Annotated in this window: 18 protein-coding genes; 8 read left to right on the top strand and 10 right to left on the bottom strand. The window is 62.2% G+C overall.

The features are described 5' to 3' along the window. The first annotated feature begins 73 nt into the window (after nucleotides 1-73). The 4 genes from rsmA (at nucleotide 74) to FNU79_RS15275 (ending at nucleotide 3,445) form a co-directional block, all read left to right on the top strand. Complete coding sequence (gene rsmA, locus FNU79_RS15290; RefSeq protein WP_143721678.1) at nucleotides 74-1,006, top strand: 16S rRNA (adenine(1518)-N(6)/adenine(1519)-N(6))-dimethyltransferase RsmA; 933 nt, start codon at nucleotides 74-76, stop codon at nucleotides 1,004-1,006. 183 nt (nucleotides 1,007-1,189) lie between these two features. Further along, entirely contained in the window at nucleotides 1,190-2,110 is a 921-nt protein-coding gene (locus tag FNU79_RS15285; protein WP_143721677.1) for a carbohydrate kinase family protein, read from the top strand. Between the two features lie 104 nt (nucleotides 2,111-2,214). Beyond that, on the top strand, nucleotides 2,215-2,598 hold the full coding sequence (locus FNU79_RS15280) for a 4'-phosphopantetheinyl transferase superfamily protein (RefSeq protein ID WP_143721676.1): 384 nt from the start codon (nucleotides 2,215-2,217) through the stop codon (nucleotides 2,596-2,598). 46 nt (nucleotides 2,599-2,644) lie between these two features. Continuing rightward, nucleotides 2,645-3,445 (top strand): Cof-type HAD-IIB family hydrolase, encoded by an 801-nt coding sequence (locus FNU79_RS15275; protein WP_143721675.1) that lies wholly within the window; start codon nucleotides 2,645-2,647, stop codon nucleotides 3,443-3,445. A 44-nt stretch (nucleotides 3,446-3,489) separates the two neighbouring features. Here the strand turns inward: FNU79_RS15275 and FNU79_RS15270 are convergent, their stop codons facing one another. Next, nucleotides 3,490-4,887, bottom strand: coding sequence for a class I SAM-dependent RNA methyltransferase (locus tag FNU79_RS15270; RefSeq protein ID WP_143721674.1), 1,398 nt, complete (start codon nucleotides 4,885-4,887; stop codon nucleotides 3,490-3,492). A 112-nt stretch (nucleotides 4,888-4,999) separates the two neighbouring features. On the opposite strand from FNU79_RS15270, the gene FNU79_RS15265 reads away from it, so the two are divergent. Then, nucleotides 5,000-5,503, top strand: a complete 504-nt coding sequence (locus tag FNU79_RS15265) for a hypothetical protein (protein WP_143721673.1) — start codon at nucleotides 5,000-5,002, stop codon at nucleotides 5,501-5,503. A gap of 214 nt (nucleotides 5,504-5,717) precedes the next feature. Then, nucleotides 5,718-7,847: a catalase gene (locus FNU79_RS15260; RefSeq protein WP_143721672.1), complete on the top strand. Its 2,130-nt coding sequence runs from the start codon at nucleotides 5,718-5,720 to the stop codon at nucleotides 7,845-7,847. Between the two features lie 94 nt (nucleotides 7,848-7,941). Here the strand turns inward: FNU79_RS15260 and FNU79_RS15255 are convergent, their stop codons facing one another. The 6 genes from FNU79_RS15255 to FNU79_RS15230 all read right to left on the bottom strand — a co-directional run bounded on the left by FNU79_RS15255 (nucleotide 7,942) and on the right by FNU79_RS15230 (nucleotide 14,762). After that, nucleotides 7,942-8,646: a DUF4388 domain-containing protein gene (locus FNU79_RS15255; RefSeq protein ID WP_143721671.1), complete on the bottom strand. Its 705-nt coding sequence runs from the start codon at nucleotides 8,644-8,646 to the stop codon at nucleotides 7,942-7,944. 371 nt (nucleotides 8,647-9,017) lie between these two features. Next, nucleotides 9,018-9,725 carry a succinate dehydrogenase iron-sulfur subunit gene (locus FNU79_RS15250; RefSeq protein WP_124871880.1) on the bottom strand — a complete coding sequence of 236 codons (708 nt, stop codon included), beginning with the start codon at nucleotides 9,723-9,725 and terminating at the stop codon, nucleotides 9,018-9,020. A gap of 19 nt (nucleotides 9,726-9,744) precedes the next feature. Next, nucleotides 9,745-11,541, bottom strand: coding sequence for a succinate dehydrogenase flavoprotein subunit (sdhA, locus tag FNU79_RS15245; RefSeq protein WP_143721670.1), 1,797 nt, complete (start codon nucleotides 11,539-11,541; stop codon nucleotides 9,745-9,747). Nucleotides 11,542-11,682: 141 nt separating this feature from the next. Beyond that, a complete protein-coding gene (locus FNU79_RS15240) occupies nucleotides 11,683-12,072 on the bottom strand; it encodes a succinate dehydrogenase hydrophobic membrane anchor subunit (protein ID WP_124871886.1) in 390 nt (129 codons plus the stop codon). A 17-nt stretch (nucleotides 12,073-12,089) separates the two neighbouring features. Beyond that, nucleotides 12,090-12,446 (bottom strand): succinate dehydrogenase, cytochrome b556 subunit, encoded by a 357-nt coding sequence (gene sdhC / locus FNU79_RS15235; RefSeq protein ID WP_124871889.1) that lies wholly within the window; start codon nucleotides 12,444-12,446, stop codon nucleotides 12,090-12,092. Between the two features lie 309 nt (nucleotides 12,447-12,755). Next, complete coding sequence (locus FNU79_RS15230) at nucleotides 12,756-14,762, bottom strand: hypothetical protein (RefSeq protein ID WP_143721669.1); 2,007 nt, start codon at nucleotides 14,760-14,762, stop codon at nucleotides 12,756-12,758. Nucleotides 14,763-14,987: 225 nt separating this feature from the next. On the opposite strand from FNU79_RS15230, the gene FNU79_RS15225 reads away from it, so the two are divergent. Beyond that, a complete protein-coding gene (locus tag FNU79_RS15225) occupies nucleotides 14,988-17,009 on the top strand; it encodes a protein kinase domain-containing protein (RefSeq protein WP_143721668.1) in 2,022 nt (673 codons plus the stop codon). Between the two features lie 122 nt (nucleotides 17,010-17,131). Here the strand turns inward: FNU79_RS15225 and FNU79_RS19200 are convergent, their stop codons facing one another. The 3 genes from FNU79_RS19200 to FNU79_RS15215 form a co-directional block, all read right to left on the bottom strand. Next, nucleotides 17,132-17,305, bottom strand: a complete 174-nt coding sequence (locus tag FNU79_RS19200; protein WP_164473472.1) for a hypothetical protein — start codon at nucleotides 17,303-17,305, stop codon at nucleotides 17,132-17,134. Nucleotides 17,306-17,371: 66 nt separating this feature from the next. Next, nucleotides 17,372-18,466: a [LysW]-lysine hydrolase gene (locus tag FNU79_RS15220; protein ID WP_143721667.1), complete on the bottom strand. Its 1,095-nt coding sequence runs from the start codon at nucleotides 18,464-18,466 to the stop codon at nucleotides 17,372-17,374. Continuing rightward, nucleotides 18,459-19,550, bottom strand: coding sequence for a hypothetical protein (locus FNU79_RS15215; protein ID WP_143721666.1), 1,092 nt, complete (start codon nucleotides 19,548-19,550; stop codon nucleotides 18,459-18,461). The genes FNU79_RS15220 and FNU79_RS15215 overlap by 8 nt, the downstream gene beginning before the upstream one ends. A gap of 153 nt (nucleotides 19,551-19,703) precedes the next feature. On the opposite strand from FNU79_RS15215, the gene FNU79_RS15210 reads away from it, so the two are divergent. After that, nucleotides 19,704-19,931 carry a hypothetical protein gene (locus FNU79_RS15210; RefSeq protein WP_143721665.1) on the top strand — a complete coding sequence of 76 codons (228 nt, stop codon included), beginning with the start codon at nucleotides 19,704-19,706 and terminating at the stop codon, nucleotides 19,929-19,931. Nucleotides 19,932-20,323: the final 392 nt, after the last annotated feature.

Genomic DNA, 20,323 nt, shown 5'->3' with positions numbered 1-20,323 from the left:
ACTCATTACTTGCGCCGCGTCAGCGTAAGGCCCGCTGTGTTTTGGGCTTGCTCTGGCCGCTCTGCTTTTGCTTATGCCTACTCCTGACCCCGATTTTGACGCTGTGCCCGAACCCTCCGCTGACCTTGCGGCTGGGCTTGCTTCTGAGCCCATCACCGAGCTTGCCGCGCCGCTGTATTCGCCGCGCACGGTGCGCGAACTGCTGGAGCGCTTCAATTTGCGCCCCACCAAAAGCCTCGGTCAGAATTTCTTGATCGACGGCAACACCCTGCGCTTGATCGCTGAAGTCGGCGGCGCGGCGCAGGGCGTCAACGTACTGGAAGTCGGGCCGGGACTGGGCGTGCTGACCCGCGAACTCGCGCGGCGCGGCGCGGCCGTCACCACCTTAGAAAAAGACGAGCGGCTGCGTCCGGTGCTGGCCGAAACGCTGGCGGGCAGCGGCGTAGACATCATCTGGGGCGACGCGCTCACCTTCGATTACTCTCAGTTGCCTCCCGGCACGCGGGTGATCGCCAACTTGCCGTACTACATCTCCACGGCGCTGTTGACCCAGTTTATGCAGGCTCCCGGTATCGTATCGGCCACCGTGCTGGTGCAGCGTGAGGTGGCCGAGCGGCTGGGCGCACAGCCCGGACAAGACGGCTACGGCTACCTCTCGGCGCTGGTGGCCCTTCACGGCAGCGCCAAAATCATCCGTGACGTGTCCAAGGGAGCTTTTTTTCCTGCGCCCGACGTGACCAGCAGCATCGTTCGGCTGGAATTCAGCGGCTCCAAGCCCGACCCGGCGTTCGTGCGCTTTTTGGAAGTGGCTTTGCAGCACCGCCGCAAGACGCTGCGCAACAACCTCCGGATGGCCGGCTATGAGGGCGAGTTCATTGACGCCGCTATCCAGAAAGCTGGTCAGGCCGGCCCGCAGCTGACGGCCAATGTCCGCGCCGAAGACGTGCCGCTTGTCCAAATGGAGCAAATTTTTACGGCGCTGCGCCCAGTGGACAACGTAGACTGAAGGCCAATCCAAAAATAGTCTTCGCTGGGGCCAGATGCCCAGTCGGTCAGTAACTCAGCAACAACCGGCCTCTCTCCGCCGCAAGGCTCAGGCGGCGCCGTGTATCATGGGCAAGATAAGCGTATTCAAGACGAAAATTCTCCCGTCAAGGCGAGGTCTGCTTGGCGGGTGCGGAGGAAAACAGTGAAGTTCTATGTAATTGGCGATGTGACGGTGGATCACTTGTATCACCTTGACCACCTGCCCGCGCCGGGGGAAGAAGTGGCCCCCAACCGCGCCACCATGCAGCCGGGCGGCGCAGGCGGCACCATTAGCGTCACGCTGGCCCGCCTCGGCCACAGCGTGACGCTGGCGGCGAGGGTGGGCCAAGATCCTTTTGCCGACTTTGCGCTCTCGAGCGTGCGCAGCAGCGGCGTGTCGGAAGCGGCGGTGCAGCGCGACACCGAAGCGCTGACCAGCACCATCACGGTGATGCAGACGCCCGACGGCAAGCGGGCCATGATCAGTTACGGCGCGGCCAACCGCGAACTCGATCCGGCCAAACTCAAGAAAAAAGACATCGACAGCGCCGACGCCCTGATTCTCTCGGCCTACAGCCTGATCGGCGGCCCGCAGCGCGACTACGCCCTCAAATCGGTGGCAGCGGCGCAAAAGGCTGGCGTGCCGGTGTTCCTCGACCTCGGCACCGGGGCGGTCAACGCGGTGGGCATGGGCCTGCTCGACAGCGCGGTGGGCGCGGATTATCTGCTGCTCAACCAGCACGAGCTGCTGGCCCTGACCGGCACCCACAGCATCAGCGCGGCCCTCTCGACGCTCGGCGCACGCGGCACCAAACGGGTCGTCGTCAAAGTGGGCGCGATGGGCAGCATCGTCTGGACCCCCGACGAAACCGAACTGGTGGACGCGGTGCCGGTCGGCGACCGGGTGGTCGACACCACTGGCGCGGGCGACACCTTCGTGGCCGCTTTTGCCCACGCCGTCCTGAACGGCAAATCGATGGCCGAAGCCGCCAAGCTCGGCAACGCGGCGGGCGTCCTGAGCGCCACCAGCCTCGGCGCACAGTCGCGCCCGATCAGCGCAAGCGAGTTGGAATCGTTTGCCTGAGGGCAAGCCGGGGTGAGTGGGAAGTGGGGTGAGCAGCTGGCCCGCTTCCCACTTTTTTTGGTTTTTCTACAAAGTCGCAGGCCACAGGCCCTAAACTGTTCCACGTGATTATCGCCATCGGCCACGATCTGGTAGAGGTAGAGCGAATTCGCGGCCTGATTGAGCGCGAAAGCCACCGCCTCGGCAAGCTGTTCACGGAAGGCGAGCTGGCCTACTGCCAAGCCCTCGCCGATCCGGCACCGAGCTTCGCGGCGCGGTTTGCGGCCAAGGAAGCCTTTCAAAAAGTCTGGCCGCGCCCGCACGCCTGGCGCGATGTGTGGGTGGAGCGCCCCCGCACCCCAGACGGCCCCTTTCCGTATGCGCCGCCGCTGCTGGGCTTTGCGCCCGCTATTGCGGCCGAGATGCGTGAGCGCGGCTACGTCGCCCACCTAACCCTGACCCACACCCGCCAGCACGCGGCGGCAGTGGTGCTGCTGGAACAGCAGTGATGGGAGAGTGTGGAAGCCGCTCCCCGTTTCCGGTCAAGATAGAGCCATGAAGTTCAAATTGGTGGCCAGCGACCTAGACGGCACTTTGCTGAGTTCGGCGGGTGAGGTGTCTGTGCGCAGCCGCGCCGCGCTGGCGGGCGTGCAGGCGGCGGGCGGAGTGGTGGTGCTGATTACCGGGCGGCCCTCGCGGATGGTGCTGCCGCTGGCAAAGGATTTGGGCCTCAGCGGACACGTGATTTGCAGCAACGGTGCGGCCATTCACCGCCTCCCCGGCGGTGAACCCGAGGACTTGCGAACCCTGTCCCCCGAAGTGCTGCGCCGCGCCGTGCCTGCCTTGCGCTCGGCCTGCCCCGACTTGGGCTTGGCGCTGGAGTGGGGCAGCGGGATGCAGGCCGAAACCGCTTACCGCGCCGCGCCCGACAGCGTGAGTGACGTTCTAGAGGTTCTTGATGCAGGCCACCCCGTGCTGAAAGTGATGGCCCGCTCCGCCCGTTTGTCACCCGCGCAACTTACAGAGCTGATCAATGCGCGGTGCGGCGACGAACTCCACGCTTCGCTCAGCGGCGCACCCTTTGCCGAAATCGCGGCGCGGGGCGTCCACAAAAGCGCCGCGCTGGCCCGCTTGTGCGCCGGGCTGGGGATTAGGGCGGGCGAAGTGCTGGCCTTTGGGGACGCGCCCAACGACCTGCCGCTGCTGTCGTGGGCAGGCTGCGGGGTGGCGGTGGCCAACGCCGTGCCGGAAGTTTTGGCACTGGCCGCTGAAGTGACCCTCAGCAACGACGAGGACGGTGTGGCGGCGGTGCTGGAGCGGCTGCTGGTGGCGGGGAAGATAGGTTCAGGTTCCTAACCCACTGCACGGGAGTCGCAGGACGACTTGCCCCCGGTTACCGCTCAGCGCCGCGTCAACTTGCTGACCACTTCCACGTGGCTGGTCTGCGGATAAAAATCGTGCGGCACCACTTCGCCCAGTACCCAGCCGCGCCGCACCAAGTCGCCCACGTCTCTGGCCCAGGTCGCCGGGTCGCACGAGACATACACCAGGGTGTTGGCGGTGTTGTCGTCAATGGCGTCTCTGGCCTCGCTGCTCAGGCCCGCACGCGGCGGATCGACCACGATGGCGTCGGCATTGGGCAGGGCGGCGGCGTCATCCCGGCGAAAGACCACGTTTTTTTCCCCGCTTTGCCGCACGTCGCTTTGGCCGCGCCGCAGCGCTTCGCTGGAGGTGTCGAGCACGATCACTTTGCCAAACGTCCGGGCCAGATGACGGCCAATCGCGCCGCTGCCGCCGTAGAGGTCGAGCGCCGTTTTGTTTTTGTCGGGCATGTTGCTCCCGTCTAACTCGGCGTTCTCGTCTAACACAGAGCTGCTTCCCGCCAACTGAGCCGCCATCCGGTAAGCTTGCCCCGCCGCCTCGGGATTGACCTGCGCGAAGCCCACCGCCGATAAGCTGACCTGCACCTCACCGAGTTTTTCTTGCACGCTGCCTTCTCCGGCGATGAGCTGCACGCCCGCTGTAAATCTACGCTGCGCCGCTCCGGCCAGCGACACGCCCACCACGCCCACATCCAGCAGGTGATGGGCGGCCCGCAAAAACCGGCCCGGCTGCCCGACGCCGATCAAGCTGGCGACCACTTCCCCGGTCTGGCGGCTGCCGCGAAAGGCAATTTCGTGTGCCGGATCGAGCCGCTCAGGGTCGAGTTGATCCAGCACGGCCTGCACCGCGTCCATCACCAAGGGGTCTTGGCCGCCCTCAAGCCGCCACATGCCCTGGCCCCTGCGCTCGCGGTAGGCCAGGCCGCGCGGCGTCACCAGGTACTGAGCTCCGTTGCGGTAATGCCACTCCCTCGGACTCGGCACGGTGTCGGCCACCGGATGATCCAGTTTGGCGATGCGGCTCAGCGCTTCTTCCACCAACTCGCGCTTGATGCGGAGCTGCGCCGAGTAGCGGGCGTGGGCGAGGTCAGCGGTGGGCAAATCGGGAGCGTCCACCCGGTCAGGACTGGGCCGCAGCACCCGCACCACCCGGCCCTGCCGCACGCCCCGCGCCGCTTGCACCTGGGCTTCCACCTGTTCGCCGCCGAGTGCGCCGCGCACCAGCACCACGCCGTCCTCGTCGCGGGCCAGGCCGAGGCCGCCCGCCACCACCTTCTCGATGTCCAGCACCTTGAGCTGGGACGGGCGGACGGGATAACGCTCTTGGCGCGGCTCCGGAGTTGGAGGAGTGAGGACGGTCGCGGGGAGTGAGGCTTGAGCGGAACGGGAACGGTTGCCGGAAACTTTGACCTTCATGCTGAGTTAGGCTAGCGCACCGGAGCGTGGGCATTTGAGGGATGAAGGGGAAGTGGGGCCGAGCGACGCGGTTTCTCAGCACCCCGTCAGCTCTTAGGGCTTAGCATGCAGCATGAACCGTTTTGCTGCTGCTGCTCTGCCGCTCACTTTGCTGGGCGTTCTGGCGTCGTGTGCCCCGACTATCACCGACACGGCGGGCCGCTTGGTCAACGCGGTCAGCGGGCAAGAAGGCCGGGTGCTGTTCCTCGGTGGTTTCCAGCCGCGCCCCGTGCTGGCCGGAACGCCTGATAACGTCACGGTGCAACTCGGCCAAGACCTCTACAGCGGCAAATACAGCGTTATCGGCAACCAAAACGCGCTGGGAGTGAGTGTCGGCTTTGGCGTCGGCTCTTCGTTCGGTGGCGACTCTGAGGATCGCCGCAGCGGCTACGGCGGCCTGAGAACTTCCGCTGAGGCCCGCAATCCCACCGGCCCCGGCAACTTGATCGTCAAGACTCAGCGCCTCAACACCGCCGCCGTCAAAACCATCACCTGTGACTTTCAGGCCGACGCCAGCGGCCACGGCGTCGGCAATTGCAAGGGCAGTGACGGCTCTACATACGCTTTGCAGTTTTAAGATCTTTAGTTGAACATTAATTTGCTTGAGAGTCAGTTCAATCTACCTTTAGCTAAACTCTAAACAAGATTTTTGGCTCTCTCCTGCTTGCTTGAAATTTCGCTTATCTTGCAATTGATCTAACCTTGGCCTAACACCGCTCGTCTATAACGTGACCTGAAGCAATGTGTGCCGCTTTGATGGTGGCCACTGTTTGTTGATTAAGGGGGCGTTTATGAAAGACGATCAAAACAAGCCGCAGGCCAGTAATTTACCGACCATTCAAGAAGCCATTCAGCAACCGACCCAGCGTCTGACCGACAACCTCGGCCACGCCATCAGCGACGATCAGAACTCGCTCAGGGCGGGCGTGCGCGGCCCCAGCTTGCTGGAAGACTTTTTGCTGCGCGAAAAAATCAGCCACTTTGACCATGAGCGCATTCCTGAACGGGTGGTTCACGCACGCGGCGCGGGAGCGCACGGCACTTTTCAGGTGTATGACGATTCGCTCTCCGAATTCACCGCCGCCAAAGTGCTGACTGATGCCAGCCGCGTCACGCCGGTTTTCGTGCGCTTCTCCACGGTGGCCGGTTCACGCGGCTCCGCCGACACCGCCCGCGACGTGCGCGGCTTTGCGGTCAAGTTTTACACCGAGGAAGGCAACTGGGACCTCGTGGGCAACAACATTCCGCCGTTTTTTATTCAGGACGCCATCAAGTTTCCCGACCTTATTCACTCGGTCAAGCCGGAGCCGCACCGCGAGATTCCGCAGGCGGCCAGCGCCCACGACACCTTCTACGATTTCATCTCGCTGACGCCCGAAACCATGCACATGCTGATGTGGGTGATGAGTGACCGCTCTATCCCGCGCTCGCTGGCCAACATGGAAGGCTTCGGGGTGCATACCTTCAGGTTCATTAGCGCTCAGGGCCAGTCCAGTTTTGTCAAATTTCACTGGAAGCCGCTGTCGGGCATTCACTCGCTGGTGTGGGACGAAGCGCAGGAACTGGCCGGACGCGACGCCGATTTCCACCGCCGCAGCTTGTGGGACGACATCGAAGCGGGCAACTTTCCAGAATGGGAACTGGGCCTGCAAATCTTTACCGAAGATCAGGCCGCCGAATTCGATTTCGATGTGCTGGACGCCACTAAACTCGTACCGGAAGACCTCGTGCCGGTCAAGCGGGTGGGCAAAATGACGCTCAACCGCAATCCCGACAACTACTTTGCCGAAACCGAGCAGGTCGCCTTTATGCCCACCAACCTGGTGCCGGGCATTGATTTTAGCAACGATCCTTTGCTGCAGGGCCGCTTGTTCTCGTACCTCGACACCCAGATCAGCCGCCTCGGCACGCCCAACTGGGTGGAGCTGCCGATCAACCGCCCGCTTGCGCCGGTCTCCAACCACCAGCGCGACGGCCAGATGCGCCGCACCATCAACCCGGGCCGCGTGTCGTATGAGCCCAATTCGCTGGGCGGCGGTCAGCCTGCCGAAGTGCCTGCCGAGAAGGGCGGTTTCGTGACTTACCCCGAACCTATGACTGGCGTCAAGGTTCGCCAGCGGGCCGAGAGCTTTTCCGATCACTACGGTCAGGCCCAACTGTTTTGGAATTCGATGTCACCTGTCGAAAAAATGCACATCGTGCGGGCGCAACAATTCGAACTCGGCAAAGTCGAAGTCCGCGATATTCGCCTCAAGATGATCGAGCATCTGCGCCGCATCAACGCGGTGCTGGGCGATCAGGTGGCGGCGGCTTTGGGCGAACTGGAAACGGCGGGGCCAATGCCCAGCGACACCGAGCTGATGAAGCTGCTCGAAAAAGCGGTATCGGACACCACTGCTTCGGGCGGCCTCAAGCGTGACGCGGCGCTGAGCATGGTGGATCACAACACCGCGCCGCCTTCGGTGAGGGGCCGCAAAGTGGCGATTTTGGCCGCTGACGGCGTGAACGCGGGCGACGTGCAGACCATCAAAGACGCTTTGGCCGCTGAAGGGGGCAAGGCCGAGGTGGTCGGCACCCACCTGGGCAGCCTCAGGGCCGATGGGGAAGAAGTCAAGGTGGACAAAACCATCCTGACCACTCCCTCGGTGGTTTACGACGCGGTGTATCTGCCCGGCGGCGCGGCCAGCCTCGAGGCGCTTAGCAGCATGGGCGACGCTGTGCGCTTCGTGGCGCAGGCGTACAAGCACGGCAAAGCGGTGGGGGCCAGCCACGAGGCCTTATCCTTCCTCCAGCGCTCCGGTGTTCCAGTGGACGCGGCGAAGGGCGTTTTCGATCTGTCCAAGCAGTCGGCAGACGACTTTGTCAAAGGGGTGGCCCAGCACCGCTTCTGGAACCGCTCCGGGGATTTGATTCCCGCTTAAGTACGACGTTGAAGCGAGTAAAACAAGCAGCCAGCCGAGTACAATTCCGGCTGGCTTTTCCTTATTTTCGGCTGTGCGGCGTCTGCGCAAAGAATCAGTGCAAAGAACGGGTAAAGCGCCGCCAAGACTTCGACAAACGGCAGCCGGGTTTCGCGTCGGCGGAACGCTTGGCGGGCAGTGCCGCCCGCCCCTGAACGCTCTGAATTTGGCCCAGAACGGGCAGACGCTCAGAAAGCTTAGGCTGCGGCAGGACGGCCCCCGCCAACAATAAGCGGTGCAGCGTGACACGCAGTTCCCGCTCGCTGTAAAAGAGCTGCCCCGTCAACTCCGCCGCGCTGATTCCCCAGCCGAGATACGGCTGAATCTGCTGCCATTTGTCTTGAAGGGCGTCACTTTGAACCAAATCGGCAAAAGGCTTAGCCAAGCAAGCGTCCACAAACTTATCGTGTGGACGGGGCAGCTCGTTTTCAGGAATCATGGTGTCTTGCGCGGCCTGTGTTAAGAGCTGAGCCAGATCCATATCGAGCCAGAAGTCACACTCGCTCCTGAGCCTGCGGTTATCGAACTCGAACTTGCCGTTGTACTGACTGATGAGCGTATAAATGATTTCCCGCACCCGCATTTGCTCCTGAATGCGGAATCCATCGGCGTGAAGGGTTCTGAGTTTTCCTTTGACCAAATACATTTCCAGCGTCCGGCCCTGATACGCTTCGCCGAGTGAAAGAGTGCCTGTTTGATTGTTGACGAAGTTGACTAGATCTATAAATGCAAACCGCTCAAGGTGGCCCCAAAGTGTCATCTGTTCTCCGCGAGTTTGTTCACTGATCAGCTCGGATCAATGAAACTTGTACCCCCAGTATGGTCTGAGCGCGATAACAAAATCCTGACAATTCCTGCGGGTTTTCCGACAAACTGTGAATACTTCTGAGAAAAAAATCACACCGAGCTGCCTTGGGACGGCTGATTGGCGATTTGGTTTTGCTGCCCAAGCACGGCGTTCCAAGGCCGAAGTGGGCAGCGCTTGAGGATGATGAGTGGGTGCTGCTGGGCTTGACTCAGGCGGTGGAGCGAAATGCCGTTCTCAACGAACCGTTTAAGGAGTTGAAGAAGAGCAACGAAAAAAGGCCGACTCTTTAAGAAGTCGGGCCTTTTTGGTTCGTTAAGGTGTTGTTACGCCTGCTGGTACATCACTGCCCGCTTGACTTCCTCGATCAGTTGGGTGATCGGGATGTCGCGTGGGCAGGCTTCGGTGCAGTTGTAAGCGGTGCGGCAGCGCCACACGCCGGTATTTTGGTTCATGATATTCAGGCGCTGTTGGGTGGCGGCGTCGCGGGTGTCGAAGATGAAGCGGTGAGCTTGCACGATCGACGCCGGGCCGAGGTAGCTGCCGTTGACCCAGAAGATCGGGCAAGAGGTGGTGCAGCAGGCGCACAGAATGCAGTTGGAGCTTTGATCCATCCGCTCGGCGTCTTCGGGAGATTGCAAACGCTCGGCGGCGGGCGGCGCGTCGTCGTTGATGAAATACGGCATGATCGAGCGGTAAGCGTCGAAGAACGGCTCCATATCCACCAAGAGGTCTTTTTCGACTTTAAGGCCGCGAATCGGCTCTGCCGTGATGGTGCCGCCGTCTTTGACGATGTCTTGCAGCAAGGTCTTGCAGGCAAGGCGGTTGCGTCCGTTGATCAGCATGGCGTCGCTGCCGCAGATGCCGTGGGCGCAGGAACGCCGGAAGGTCACGGTGGGGTCGATGTACCATTTGACGTGGTTGATCACGTCGAGTACGCGGTCGCCGGGGCTGGCTTCGACCTGATAGGTTTCCCAATGCTGCTTTTTGTCTTTTTCCGGATCAAAACGCAGGATTTTGACATTGATGTTCATTGATTGACTCCGTGAATGCTCAGAAGGTGCGCGGCTTGGGCGGGAACTTGAGATCGCCCGGCGCGGTCGGCGTGTAGGTGTTCACCGTTTCGTATCCGCGCTCGCCCTTGAAGACCACCGGCTTGTAGCCGATTCTGACAGAACCAGGGTGGCTGAAATCCTTGTAGGCCATCGAGTGCTTGAGCCAGTTCACGTCGTCGCGGGTGTGAAAGTCCTCGCGGTCATGTGCGCCACGCGACTCGGTGCGGTTGAGGGCGCTGTGGGTCATGGCCTCGGCGCAGTCGAGCATGAAGCCGAGTTCGATGGCCTCGATCAGCTCGGAGTTGAAGCGCTGCGAGGGGTCTTGCACCCCGACGTGCTGATAGCGTGCCCGCAAATCATGCAAGATCTCCACTTGTTTTTCCATGTCGGGGCCGTTACGGAAAATCCCGACATTGTTCATCATGGTTTCTTGCAGCTCTTTGCGAATGCGGGCGGCGTTTTCCGAGCCGTCGGCACTCTTCAGGCGCTCGATGAGGGCCAGCGACTCGGTTTCCGGCGCTTCCGGCATCTCGGCCAGCTCGGCGTGGCGGGCGTACTTGGCGGCGTTGACGCCGGAGCGCCGTCCGAAGACGATCAGGTCGCCCAGTGAGTTGGTGCCGAGCCGGTTCGCGCCGTGCAGCGACACGCAGGCCTGCTCGCCCGCCGCGTAAAGGCCTTCGATCAAGTTGCCGTCGTCGTCGGCAATGCACTCGCCGTCGATGGTGGTGGGAATGCCGCCCATAGCGTAGTGGGCGGTGGGCTGAATCGGCACCAGATCCTTGACCGGGTCGAGGCCCAAATACGTGCGCGACAAATCGGTGATCTCGCTGAGCTTGTTTTCGATCACGTCTCTGGGCAAGTGGGTCAAATCGATGTTCACGGCGTCTTTGTCGGGGCCGACGCCGCGCCCTTCGCGGATTTCAGTGTAAATGCTGCGTGAAACGATATCGCGCGGCGCGAGGTCCTTGAGGGTCGGGGCGTAGCGTTCCATGAAGCGCTCGCCGTCTTTGTTGCGCAGGATGCCGCCCTCGCCGCGAATGCCTTCGGTGACCAGAATGCCGAGCTTGGTCAGGCCGGTCGGGTGAAACTGATAAAACTCCATGTCTTCCAAGGGCAGGCCCTTGCGGTAGTAAATGCTCATTAAATCGCCGGTCAGGGTCAGGGCGTTGGAGGTGATCTTAAAGATGCGCCCGTAGCCGCCCGCCGCCATAATCACCGCTTTGGCATGGAAGGTATGGATTTCGCCGGTGGAGAGCTCGTAAGCCACCACGCCCGAGCAGCGCCCGTTTTCGATAATCAAATCGAGCACGTGGAACTCGTTAAAAAAGGTGGTGCCTTCTTTGACGTTTTGCTGGTAGAGGGTTTGCAAGATCATGTGGCCGGTGCGGTCTTTGGCATAGCAGCTGCGCTCGACGGCCGCTTTGCCGAAGTCGCGGGTGTGACCGCCGAACTTGCGCTGGGCGATTTTGCCTTCCTCGGTGCGCGAAAATGGCAGGCCCATGTGTTCGAGTTCGTAGACCGCTTCGATCACGTCTTTGGCAAAAATCTCGGCAGCATCTTGGTCGGTGAGGTAATCGCCGCCCTTGATGGTGTCGTACATGTGCCATTCCCAGTGGTCTTCTTGGATGTTGCCGAGCGCCGCGCCCACGCCGCCCTGCGCCGCGCCGGTGTGCGAGCGGGTCGGGTAGAGCTTGGAAATACAGGCCACCGAGACATTGCCTTTTGCGGCGTAGAGCGCCGCCATTAAGCCAGCGCCGCCAGCGCCAACCACCAAAACGTCATAACGATGATGCATCTTTAGTCCTTATGTTGAAGGGGGAGCGCGGAGTACGGGGAAAACGAAAAGAGGGTCGGGCTTTTCTCTATTTTGCTCTTTATTTTCCTGACGTTTGTCTGCCTTCCCACGGCTCTGGGCTCACTGCTCTTGGTTCAGGCCTCAGTTCGGGTTGAACGAAAACAAACCCACCGTGCCCAGCGCAAAAATCATCGCCACCACCGTGAAAAAGCTGTTTCTGACCCAGGCGCGGTTGGGGCGGCTGCGGACATAGTCGTCGATGCTGTAGCGTGCGCCGTTGACGCCGTGCAGCATGGTGAGCGCCAGCAGCAGCCAGTCGTAGAACTTCCAAGCCGGGTTGGAGAGTTTGTTGATGACCGCGTCGAAGGTAGCGTCGGATTCGCTGACCTGCACAAAGGTCATATAAATGTGGCCCAACACCAAGAAAATCAAGATCAGGCCGCTGATCCGCATGAAAATCCACCAATTGAGTTCAGCGTTGGTGTGAGATTGCTGTTTGGCATCTTGCATGGTGCGTGCGCGAATGGTCATTTCAGTTCCTTGTTCATTTAGACGCCCGCCGCTACGCGCGGCAAGACCTTAAAGGCCACGTAGATGGTCCAGACAACGCTGATGAGCAGCACGCCGTACCAGAGTTGGCGCTGATAAGCCACACCTTTGCCGGTAAAGTCCATCACGATGATTCTCAGGCCGTTCATGGCGTGGTACATGACGCCCGCCGCCACCAGGATCAGGGCCAAACGAAACAAGATAAAGTCGTAGCCACCGTGAACAGCCATGTAAATCTTCTCACCGAAGACAAACAAGCTGATGCTGATGACGTGAATCAAAAAATACGCCAAAATCGCCAAACCCGATAAGCGGTGAAGATAAAAGGCCCATTGGCCCTCTCTGCCTTTATACATAACGTCTTGCCTCCTTGAGCTGGCCCCACATGGAGCTTGGTGGCGGGCCGCACGCCTATCAGCTCATCACCTTATCAGCCAATCTTGCGCCGCGCTCCGAGTTGGCCGGATGGTTGCCTCAAATGCGGCTGCGGCGGCTGGCCAAGCTGAAGTTCAGCTCAATGCTGTGCCCTACTCAAACCTGCTCAGAATACCACCGCCCGACCTGAGGCGGCTGTTCTCAGGCTTACCGTTTTGGCCGCCAGGACGCCGTTTGTGTGCGGCTTAGTCGGCTGTGTTAGAGGACTGCTGTGCTAGAGGGCCGCTGTGTTAGAGGGCTTCGACCAAAATCGGCTGAAAGCCCACCGCCACCCGCTCACCGGCCCGAATCAGGGTGATGGCTCCCTGCGGCACCGGCAGCACCAACAAGTCGCGCACGGCTGAGGCGCTCAGGCCAGGCATCACCGCGCTGAGATCGCCCTTGTAATCGTTTCTCAGCGTCACGCTGCGCCCCTTGACTTTGACGGTCAGCGGCTCGCCCCGGAACACCAGCAGGGCGTATTCGTCTCCATTGACCTCGGGCACGCTCAACAAATCGGCTTGGCCGATGATGGGAAGCGAGTGGAGCTGCAAGCTGAGGCGCACCAAGTCCAGCAAGGCTTCGCTGTGGGCGCGGCTGAGCTGCAAAAAGGTGCGGGCTTCAGCAAAAGCGCGGCTGAGCGCTTCGTCGTCGCCCTGCGCGGCGTAGGCCAGCAGGGTTTGTGCGCCCTGCCGGGCAAACGCCAGCAGCGTTTCGGGCGGCGCGGCGGCGTAGCGTGAAGCGCTCTCGGCAGAGACTTTCTCGCCGCTGATGGGGTTACCGCGCAGGCGCTGGGCGGTGGCGCGTGCCAGCCGCAGGTGGGCGTACGCCGTGCCGGGTTCGAGCAGCGCGGCGGTCAAGCGGGCTTCCACCGACAGCAAATACAAGTCGCTGTGGGTCACCGGACGCAGCTCCAAAGCCAAATCCTTGCCGATCAGCACCAAGCGCACCGGCTGGCCGCTGAAGTGACTGTCGACCTCGGGCCGCTGCGCCGATAAGCGCACGATATTCGCCGCGCCCTGGGTGGTGGCGTGGGCTTGCGCTGGCCCGCTGTGGGCGTCGGTTTCGTCGCTCAGCCGGATTTCCCAGCCGGATTGCCGCTCCGAATGGCCTGCTACAGAGGTGCCCAGCGAAAATGGCGTCCAAGAGATGCTCTGCCCGCGCCAAGTCGTTTGCTGACCGCCGGGCAGGTGAATGGCCAGCGACAGCGCCAACGGGTCGGGTTCGGTCAAGCGCAAGGTGGCGCTTTGCGAGTACAGGAGGCCGTCGAGGAGCGGCCACTCCAGCCCCAGACCGCCGCTGCTGCGCGGAATCACCGTCTCCAAAAACGTCAGCAGTCTGCTGGCGGCGCTGCGGATCGGCGGGCGCTCCGTGGCGCTGCGCGGCGCGTCGGGGCCACGTTTGAGAGCCGCGATCAGGGCCTTTTTGACTTCCTCGCTGAGCAGTTCTTGTTCGGCGGCCTGCACGTTGGCGTCGACGAGGTCGCCAGCAGCCGTGCGCGGAAAAGGCGTGTCGGCCAGTTGCGTCAGGGCCAAGCGGACTTGCAAGTAGCGTTTGGACAACTCGCCGACCTGCACGCTGAGGTGTTCGGCCAAGCGGCTCAGCACCTCAGCGGCAATTTCGGGATTGTGCAGTGAGGAAAAAGGATCGCGCAGCGGCGGCACGGCGGTACCGGACGCGCCGCGCTCCAGGTTTTCGGTCAGCGCGTAAGCCAGCCGCAAAGTGGCCAGCCGAGGCTCTTTGAGCCACACGCGGGCTTGTTGCCGCGCCCGGCTGCGGAGTTCGGCGTGAAACAGTCCGGCCCGCAGGCCGCTCAGCACGTCCCATTCGTTGCGGGTATTGGCCGCGCTGTCTGGCCCGCTCTGCGCGGCGTTCAAGCTGCTCAGCTGGTCTTTAAGGGGGCCGGACATTTCACCCAGTGCGCCGAGTGGTGAGCCGCCCACGCCGAGTTCGCCCAGGGAGAGTTCGCCGAGTGCCCCGACTTGCTCGCCGTGCAGCGCCTCACCCTCCAGCGCTCCGCTGCCCAGAGGTTTGCCGTCGAGGTGCCTTCCGGCATTGCCCGCCTTCCCACTTTGGGCGGCCTTGAGCAGGCGGTCTGCGGCCCGTACCCGCTTGTTCAGGGCCACGTCGAGCGAGCACCCCAGCAAATAATCGCGCAGCTCGGCCAGCGCCCGTTTGCCGCCCCGAGGCTCGCGGCCCCGCTGCAAGTCGGCGACTTTGTATTCGAAGAGTTCCACCAATTCTGGGTCGTGCGTCACGCTGCAAGTATAGATTGCAGAGTGCTGCTCAGCGCTGCATGCCCACAAGCTGCGGGCGCGGCGCGTCGGGCGCTGCTTTCGGCGGAGAGCCGTTCACAAAATGGCCAGCGGCCAGCGGCATGTCAGTCCCGCGTGAGACTCCTTCCGTTATAACTGTGAAGATATGGCTGCCTCCTTTGTTCTCCGCCCCCCCATCAGCGCCGCTTACGCACTTGGGCACAGCCGATGAGCGCCCTCATCACGCCCCTGCTCTTGGTTGCTCTTTTCGTGGTGGCGTTCTTGCTGCTGATTCGCCCGGGTGAGCGGGTCACGGCGCTGATCCTAGCCGCCGTGTCGCTGGTGGCCGCCGTGCTGGTGCTGCTCAGCGGCAGCCTTGAGCGGGCGCAGGGCCTGTTGGTGGCCGCACTGGCGCTCAGCGGCGGAGCGCTGCTGAGCCTCGGCGGCGAGCGGGCTTTGTCTAAGCCGGTCAGCGTCAACCGCACCGCCAAGCCGCGCAACCCCACCCAGCGCACCCTGACCAAGTCGCCCACCGTCGTCGATCTCAAGTTTGCCGACTACGACGTGCTCGACCGCATCGGTATCGGCGGAATGGGCAGCGTCTTTCGGGCCCGCCGCAAGCAAGACGGGCGCACGGTGGCGCTCAAGGTGCCGCAGGAAAAGTATTTGGCCGACGCTAAGTTCGTCAAGCGCTTTTACCGTGAAGCCGAAGTTCTCAAGCGGTTTAACCACCCCAATATCGTGCGGGTCTACGATTACCGCTCGCAGGGCGACGAGTACTACATCGCCATGGAATTTCTCGACGGTGACAGCTTGGAAGCGCTCCTGGAAAACAGGCAGCTGGCCTTTGGCGAAACGGTGCAGGTCATCCGCTCGCTGGCCGACGCGCTGCGTCACATTCACGCCCAGAACGTGGTTCACCGCGACATCAAGCCCGCCAACGTGATGGTGCTGCGCGGCGCACTGCAAGATGGCAAACTGCGCGAGGGCGGCGTCAAGCTGATGGATTTCGGCATTGCGGTGGGCAAAGTCCTGACCCGCCTGACCATGACCGGGGCGCGGGTCGGCACGCCCATTTATATGGCCCCCGAACAGGCCAAGGGCAACCGGGTCGACGCCCGCAGCGACGTGTATTCGCTGGGCTTGCTGGCTTACGAAATGGTCACGGGTCAGACCGCTTTCCGGGGCAGCTACGAAGCGGTGGTTCACCAGCAGATTTTCGAGTCGCCCAAGCCGCCCAAGCAGGTGCGCCTCGAAGTGCCGGGCAAGCTCAACGATTTGGTGCTGGGCATGATCGAAAAAGACCCGGCGCTGCGGCCCTCGCTCGATGAAGTGATCAGCCGCCTAGACGCGGGCGTGCTGAGCGACGAAACCTTCGACGACCCCTACGCGCTGGCCATGAGCGTGCAAGAAAAGCGCGGCACCCTGCGCCTGCTCGACCTCAAGGGCAAGTTGCGCCTGAGCCTACGCGACACGGGCGCGGGCGTAGACGACGCCCTGCCCTCAGCCCCCAACGCGCTCGCCGCCGACGAGGACGGCAACATTTACCTGAGCTTGCCGGAATACCGTCAGGGCAAGAGCGGCGCACTGATCCGTAAACTCTCGCCGGGGGGCCAAGAACTTCTGGCCTTCGGCGCTTACGGCCTCGGCGAGAGCGAACTGCTTCAGCCGATCAGCATGACGCTGTGCGGCGATTTGCTGTTCGTGCTCGACGGTGAGTCGCACCATGTGGTGGTTTTTGACAAAGAGGGCCGCTATCAGCGCCGCTTCGGTGGGCGCGGGCAAGGGCTGGGGCGCTTCGAGAAGCCGCGCAGCATCGCCGCGACGCCGCAGGGCCACGTTTTTGTGCTCGATAGCGGCAACCGCGAAGTCCAACGCTTCACGCCGCAGGGCGATTATGTTTCGCGCTACGCCTTCAGGATGGACCGCACCAGCGACGAACTGCGCCCGCTGCACGGCCTCGGGGTAGACGCACGCGGCACGGTTTACATCGTGGACGGCGTGGCCAGCAAAGTTCGCAAGATCGAAGCCGACGGCACGCCCGGCAACACCTTCTCGCTCGAATCGTTGGTGGGCGAATCGACTGACGCGCCTTGGCTGATGCAAGTCAGTTCAGAGGGCTACCTCTACGCCGTCAAGCAAGGTGGGCAAGTGCTCAGGATGTACAGCACGGTGGGCGACCTGCTGAGCAGCAACGATATGTACGCGCCGGTTCAGGCCATTGCCCTGGTCAACCGGCCACTGGCATAAGGAAGCTAAAGTTCTGCGCCCGCTTCGTTACGGCGCGATAGACAGAGTTTTCACAACAAAAAGGGAAGCGGCCACTTGAGCAAGCTTCCCCTTTTGCTTTGTGCTCTCACTTCAAAATGCGCTCAAATAAAGAGTGGGGCTTCTGGGTCTTCGCTTCTGACGGTATCGCGGGGCGGCAGCGACAGCACCCAGGCGGCGAGTCCCACCCCGATCAGCACGCCCAGCGCCACCAACAACGCGGTGGTGTTCTGGTGTTCGCGGATGGCGGACTCCAATTCGGTTTCCAGTCGGATCATGTCTTTACCATACCAAAAAGCCTCTAAGAGAGGGTTTCAGCTTTCAATCATGGACGGGGGCAGGGTTCATTTAAGCGGGGGTTTGCTGACCACCTGCGTCAGCGCCGAACGCAGCACCGACACCGCCAAGTCGTACTCGGCCAAATCGAGCCGCTCCTGCGGGGTGTGGTCGAGGCCGCTGTCGCCGGGGCCGTAGGCGAGGGTGGGCACCGTCCACTGATGGGCGACCACGTTCATGTCGCTGGTGCCGGTTTTGAGCTTAAAGACCGGCGTGCCGCCGTGCTGCCGAATGGCGATTCGCAGGGCGCGGGCCAGCGGCGTGTCGCGTCCGTAGCGCACAGCCGTTTCGTCGCCGGTAAAGGTGAGGCTCAGCCCTGCCATACCGGCCAGCAACGCCGTGATCTGCTCCCGCACTTGGGTGGGCGAAAGGTGCAGCGGCAGCCGCAAGCCGTAACTGGCGCGGGCGACTTGCTCCATGCCGTCACTCTCGGAGCTGATGGCCTGAATGGTGGCCTGCACCCGTCCGAAGACGCCCTCCTCCGAAGCGTCCTCAGCCCACCGCCGCACCCGCTCCCAGCTGGTCGCCAAGTCGTCGCCCGCGCTGGTGCCTTCACCTGCCGTGTGAAAGTTGTCTTTGACGACCTGCACCTTGACGATCAAGCGGCCCTTGTAGCCGAGCGTGAGCCCTTCCCAGCCGCTCGGCTCACCGATCACCACCAAGTCAGGCGTGTACTGGGTCAGGGCAAACCGCGCTCCTTTGCTGCTGGGCACTTCTTCTTCGGTGGCCCCGACGCAAGTAAACGTGGCGGCGCTCAGCGCTTCTGCGGGCAAGGCCGCCACAGCCGCCACGAAAGTGCAGAAACTGCCCTTGGCGTCTACGCTGCCGCGCCCGTGCAGCACCCCGCTTTCGTCGACCCGCACTGGAATGTGGCCCGGCACGGTGTCGATGTGGCCGAGGAGCACCACCTGAATTGGCCCGCTGCCGCGTGAGCCTACAGCGTTGCCTGCCGCGTCTACTCGGGCTTCAAAGCCGTTGGCCTGCATCCAGCCGACCAAAAACTCGGCCACATCGCTTTCATTCCCCGACACGGAGGCTCGCGACACGGCTCCGATCATCAGTTCTCGGGCGGTGGATGCCGGCCCACTTAAGGGTTCAGTCACGGGCTGATCCGCCTTGCCGCTCCGAAACCACCTGACCCAGCAGCGACAGCATTTTGAGCAGTTCGGCCATGACCAGCAGTCCCACCGCCGTCACGATGCCGATCGTCACCGTCCACAGCGCCGGAAGCTGGCTGCTCTTGCCTTGTTGCCACAGCACGTAGCCTATGCCCAGCGCACCGACCACCAAGACCAGGGCCAAAATCCGCAGCGTCCAGCGCTGAGCGCCCAGTGAACGGGCAGTGCGGGCGAGGCGGTTGACCTGCTGTGCCGCGTTGTCGCTCATGGGGGCGGCCATTTGCAGATCAGCCGCCGGAAGAGCGGAAGACACGGGAACCGTGCTGGCCGCTTTGGGTGCGGCGCTGGTTGAAGGGGTACTGGGTGCAGACGTATGAGGCAGCGGGGCCGGTGAGAGCGGTTTGGCGGAGCTGGGTTGCTGCTCTGGGTTGAGTTTGTTCAGGGTAGAGGCGGCGTTAACACTGATGGGCGGGCGGGCTTCGATCCGAATGGTGCTGGACGGCGGGGACACTGGAGGAGGTACAGGGACTGGGGAAGGCGCACCGCCGGGCGCGGCTGAACCGCCAATCTTGACGACCTTGGCACCACTGTTGGGCGCGGCTGATGCGTCTCGGCTTCCGGTGTCTTGGCGCTCGCCCAACACAATCGGCTCTGGTTGCGGCGCAGTGTTGGATACAGGGCTGGCGCTTGGCGCGGGTGTGGGCACGGCAGGAGCAAACATCTTGCTGCCGGCGCTGGGCAGCGGCGAAGAGGGCTGCTGCTTGGTGTGGGCGGTGGTGTCGCGCACCGTTTGAAAAAAGCGCTGCACCCGGTTGGGATCAAAGCCCAGCAGCGAGGCCGTGATGCTGGTTCCGGCGCTGGTTTCGACCCGCAAAGTGCCCTGATGATCCGAGTGAATCCGGCTAATGTCACGCAGGGTGACTTGTTGCAGCGGGCTGCTGGCTTCAGCGCCGTGAAAGAGCAGCAACTGCGGGGTAAGGGCAAAAAACTGTTGTTCATGGTCGAGGCTGGCCAGCGGCGCATCCGTAATGCCCACCATTTTAAGCGCTCCCAAAATTCGGTCATTCATGGCAAAACTCCTTCAAATCGTCCTTAGCGTCAGCATACCCGACGTGCTGAGACGTTGGGTTGTTTTGCCGATGGCCTCACCTCCCGGCGGCCGCATAAAGGCGACTGAAGCCAAGCTTCACCCGTCCGCAGCATCTGGCTGCCAGACTGAGCCATGACACAACATGGCAAATACGGGGACGCGCCGCTGGGTAAGAGTGACGAGGAGTTGCGTGAAGAAGGAGCCGACGCGCTGACCAACAGCGAGCGCCGCAGGAACGCCGAAATGGGTAGCGACGAAAGCGTGCCAGTGCTGATTCCCATCGCGGGGACGTCCTCGCCTGCCGTCGTGGCCGCCGACGCGGTGTTGCCCGATGAAGAAGAGCGGCGCGAAGAATCGTAGCCAGCCCAGCAACTTAAAGCGGCTCAGCACTGGGGCCGCTTTCTTATGCTTTGACAGTGAACGGTGTTCTGCAAACATTCTCAAGCCCACGCTCACCCGCTTCACCACGCGGCGGTGAGCAGCGGAGCCGAAGTACCATTCTTTCACCGATTGGCAGCACCTTTGGGGCAAAGGCTGATAAGAGCCTGTTCGGAAAATACGTAAACTAATGGTATGACGACGACACAGACTCACCAAGCGCAGATTGATGAGCAAGAAACTATCTGGGAAGTCCCAGATGCCCTCTGGACACGCCTTGAACCGCTCCTGATCATTGACAAACCACGCAAGAAGTCTGGGCGTCCCTCACGGGATGCCCGTTCCATTTTCAACGGTTTAATCTGGCTAGCCCG

It is taken from the genome of Deinococcus detaillensis, from assembly GCF_007280555.1.
GTDB classification, from domain to species: domain Bacteria; phylum Deinococcota; class Deinococci; order Deinococcales; family Deinococcaceae; genus Deinococcus; species Deinococcus detaillensis.
The sequence above is the reverse complement of the archived record's forward strand: the minus strand, read 5'-3'. Positions and strand labels throughout refer to the sequence as shown.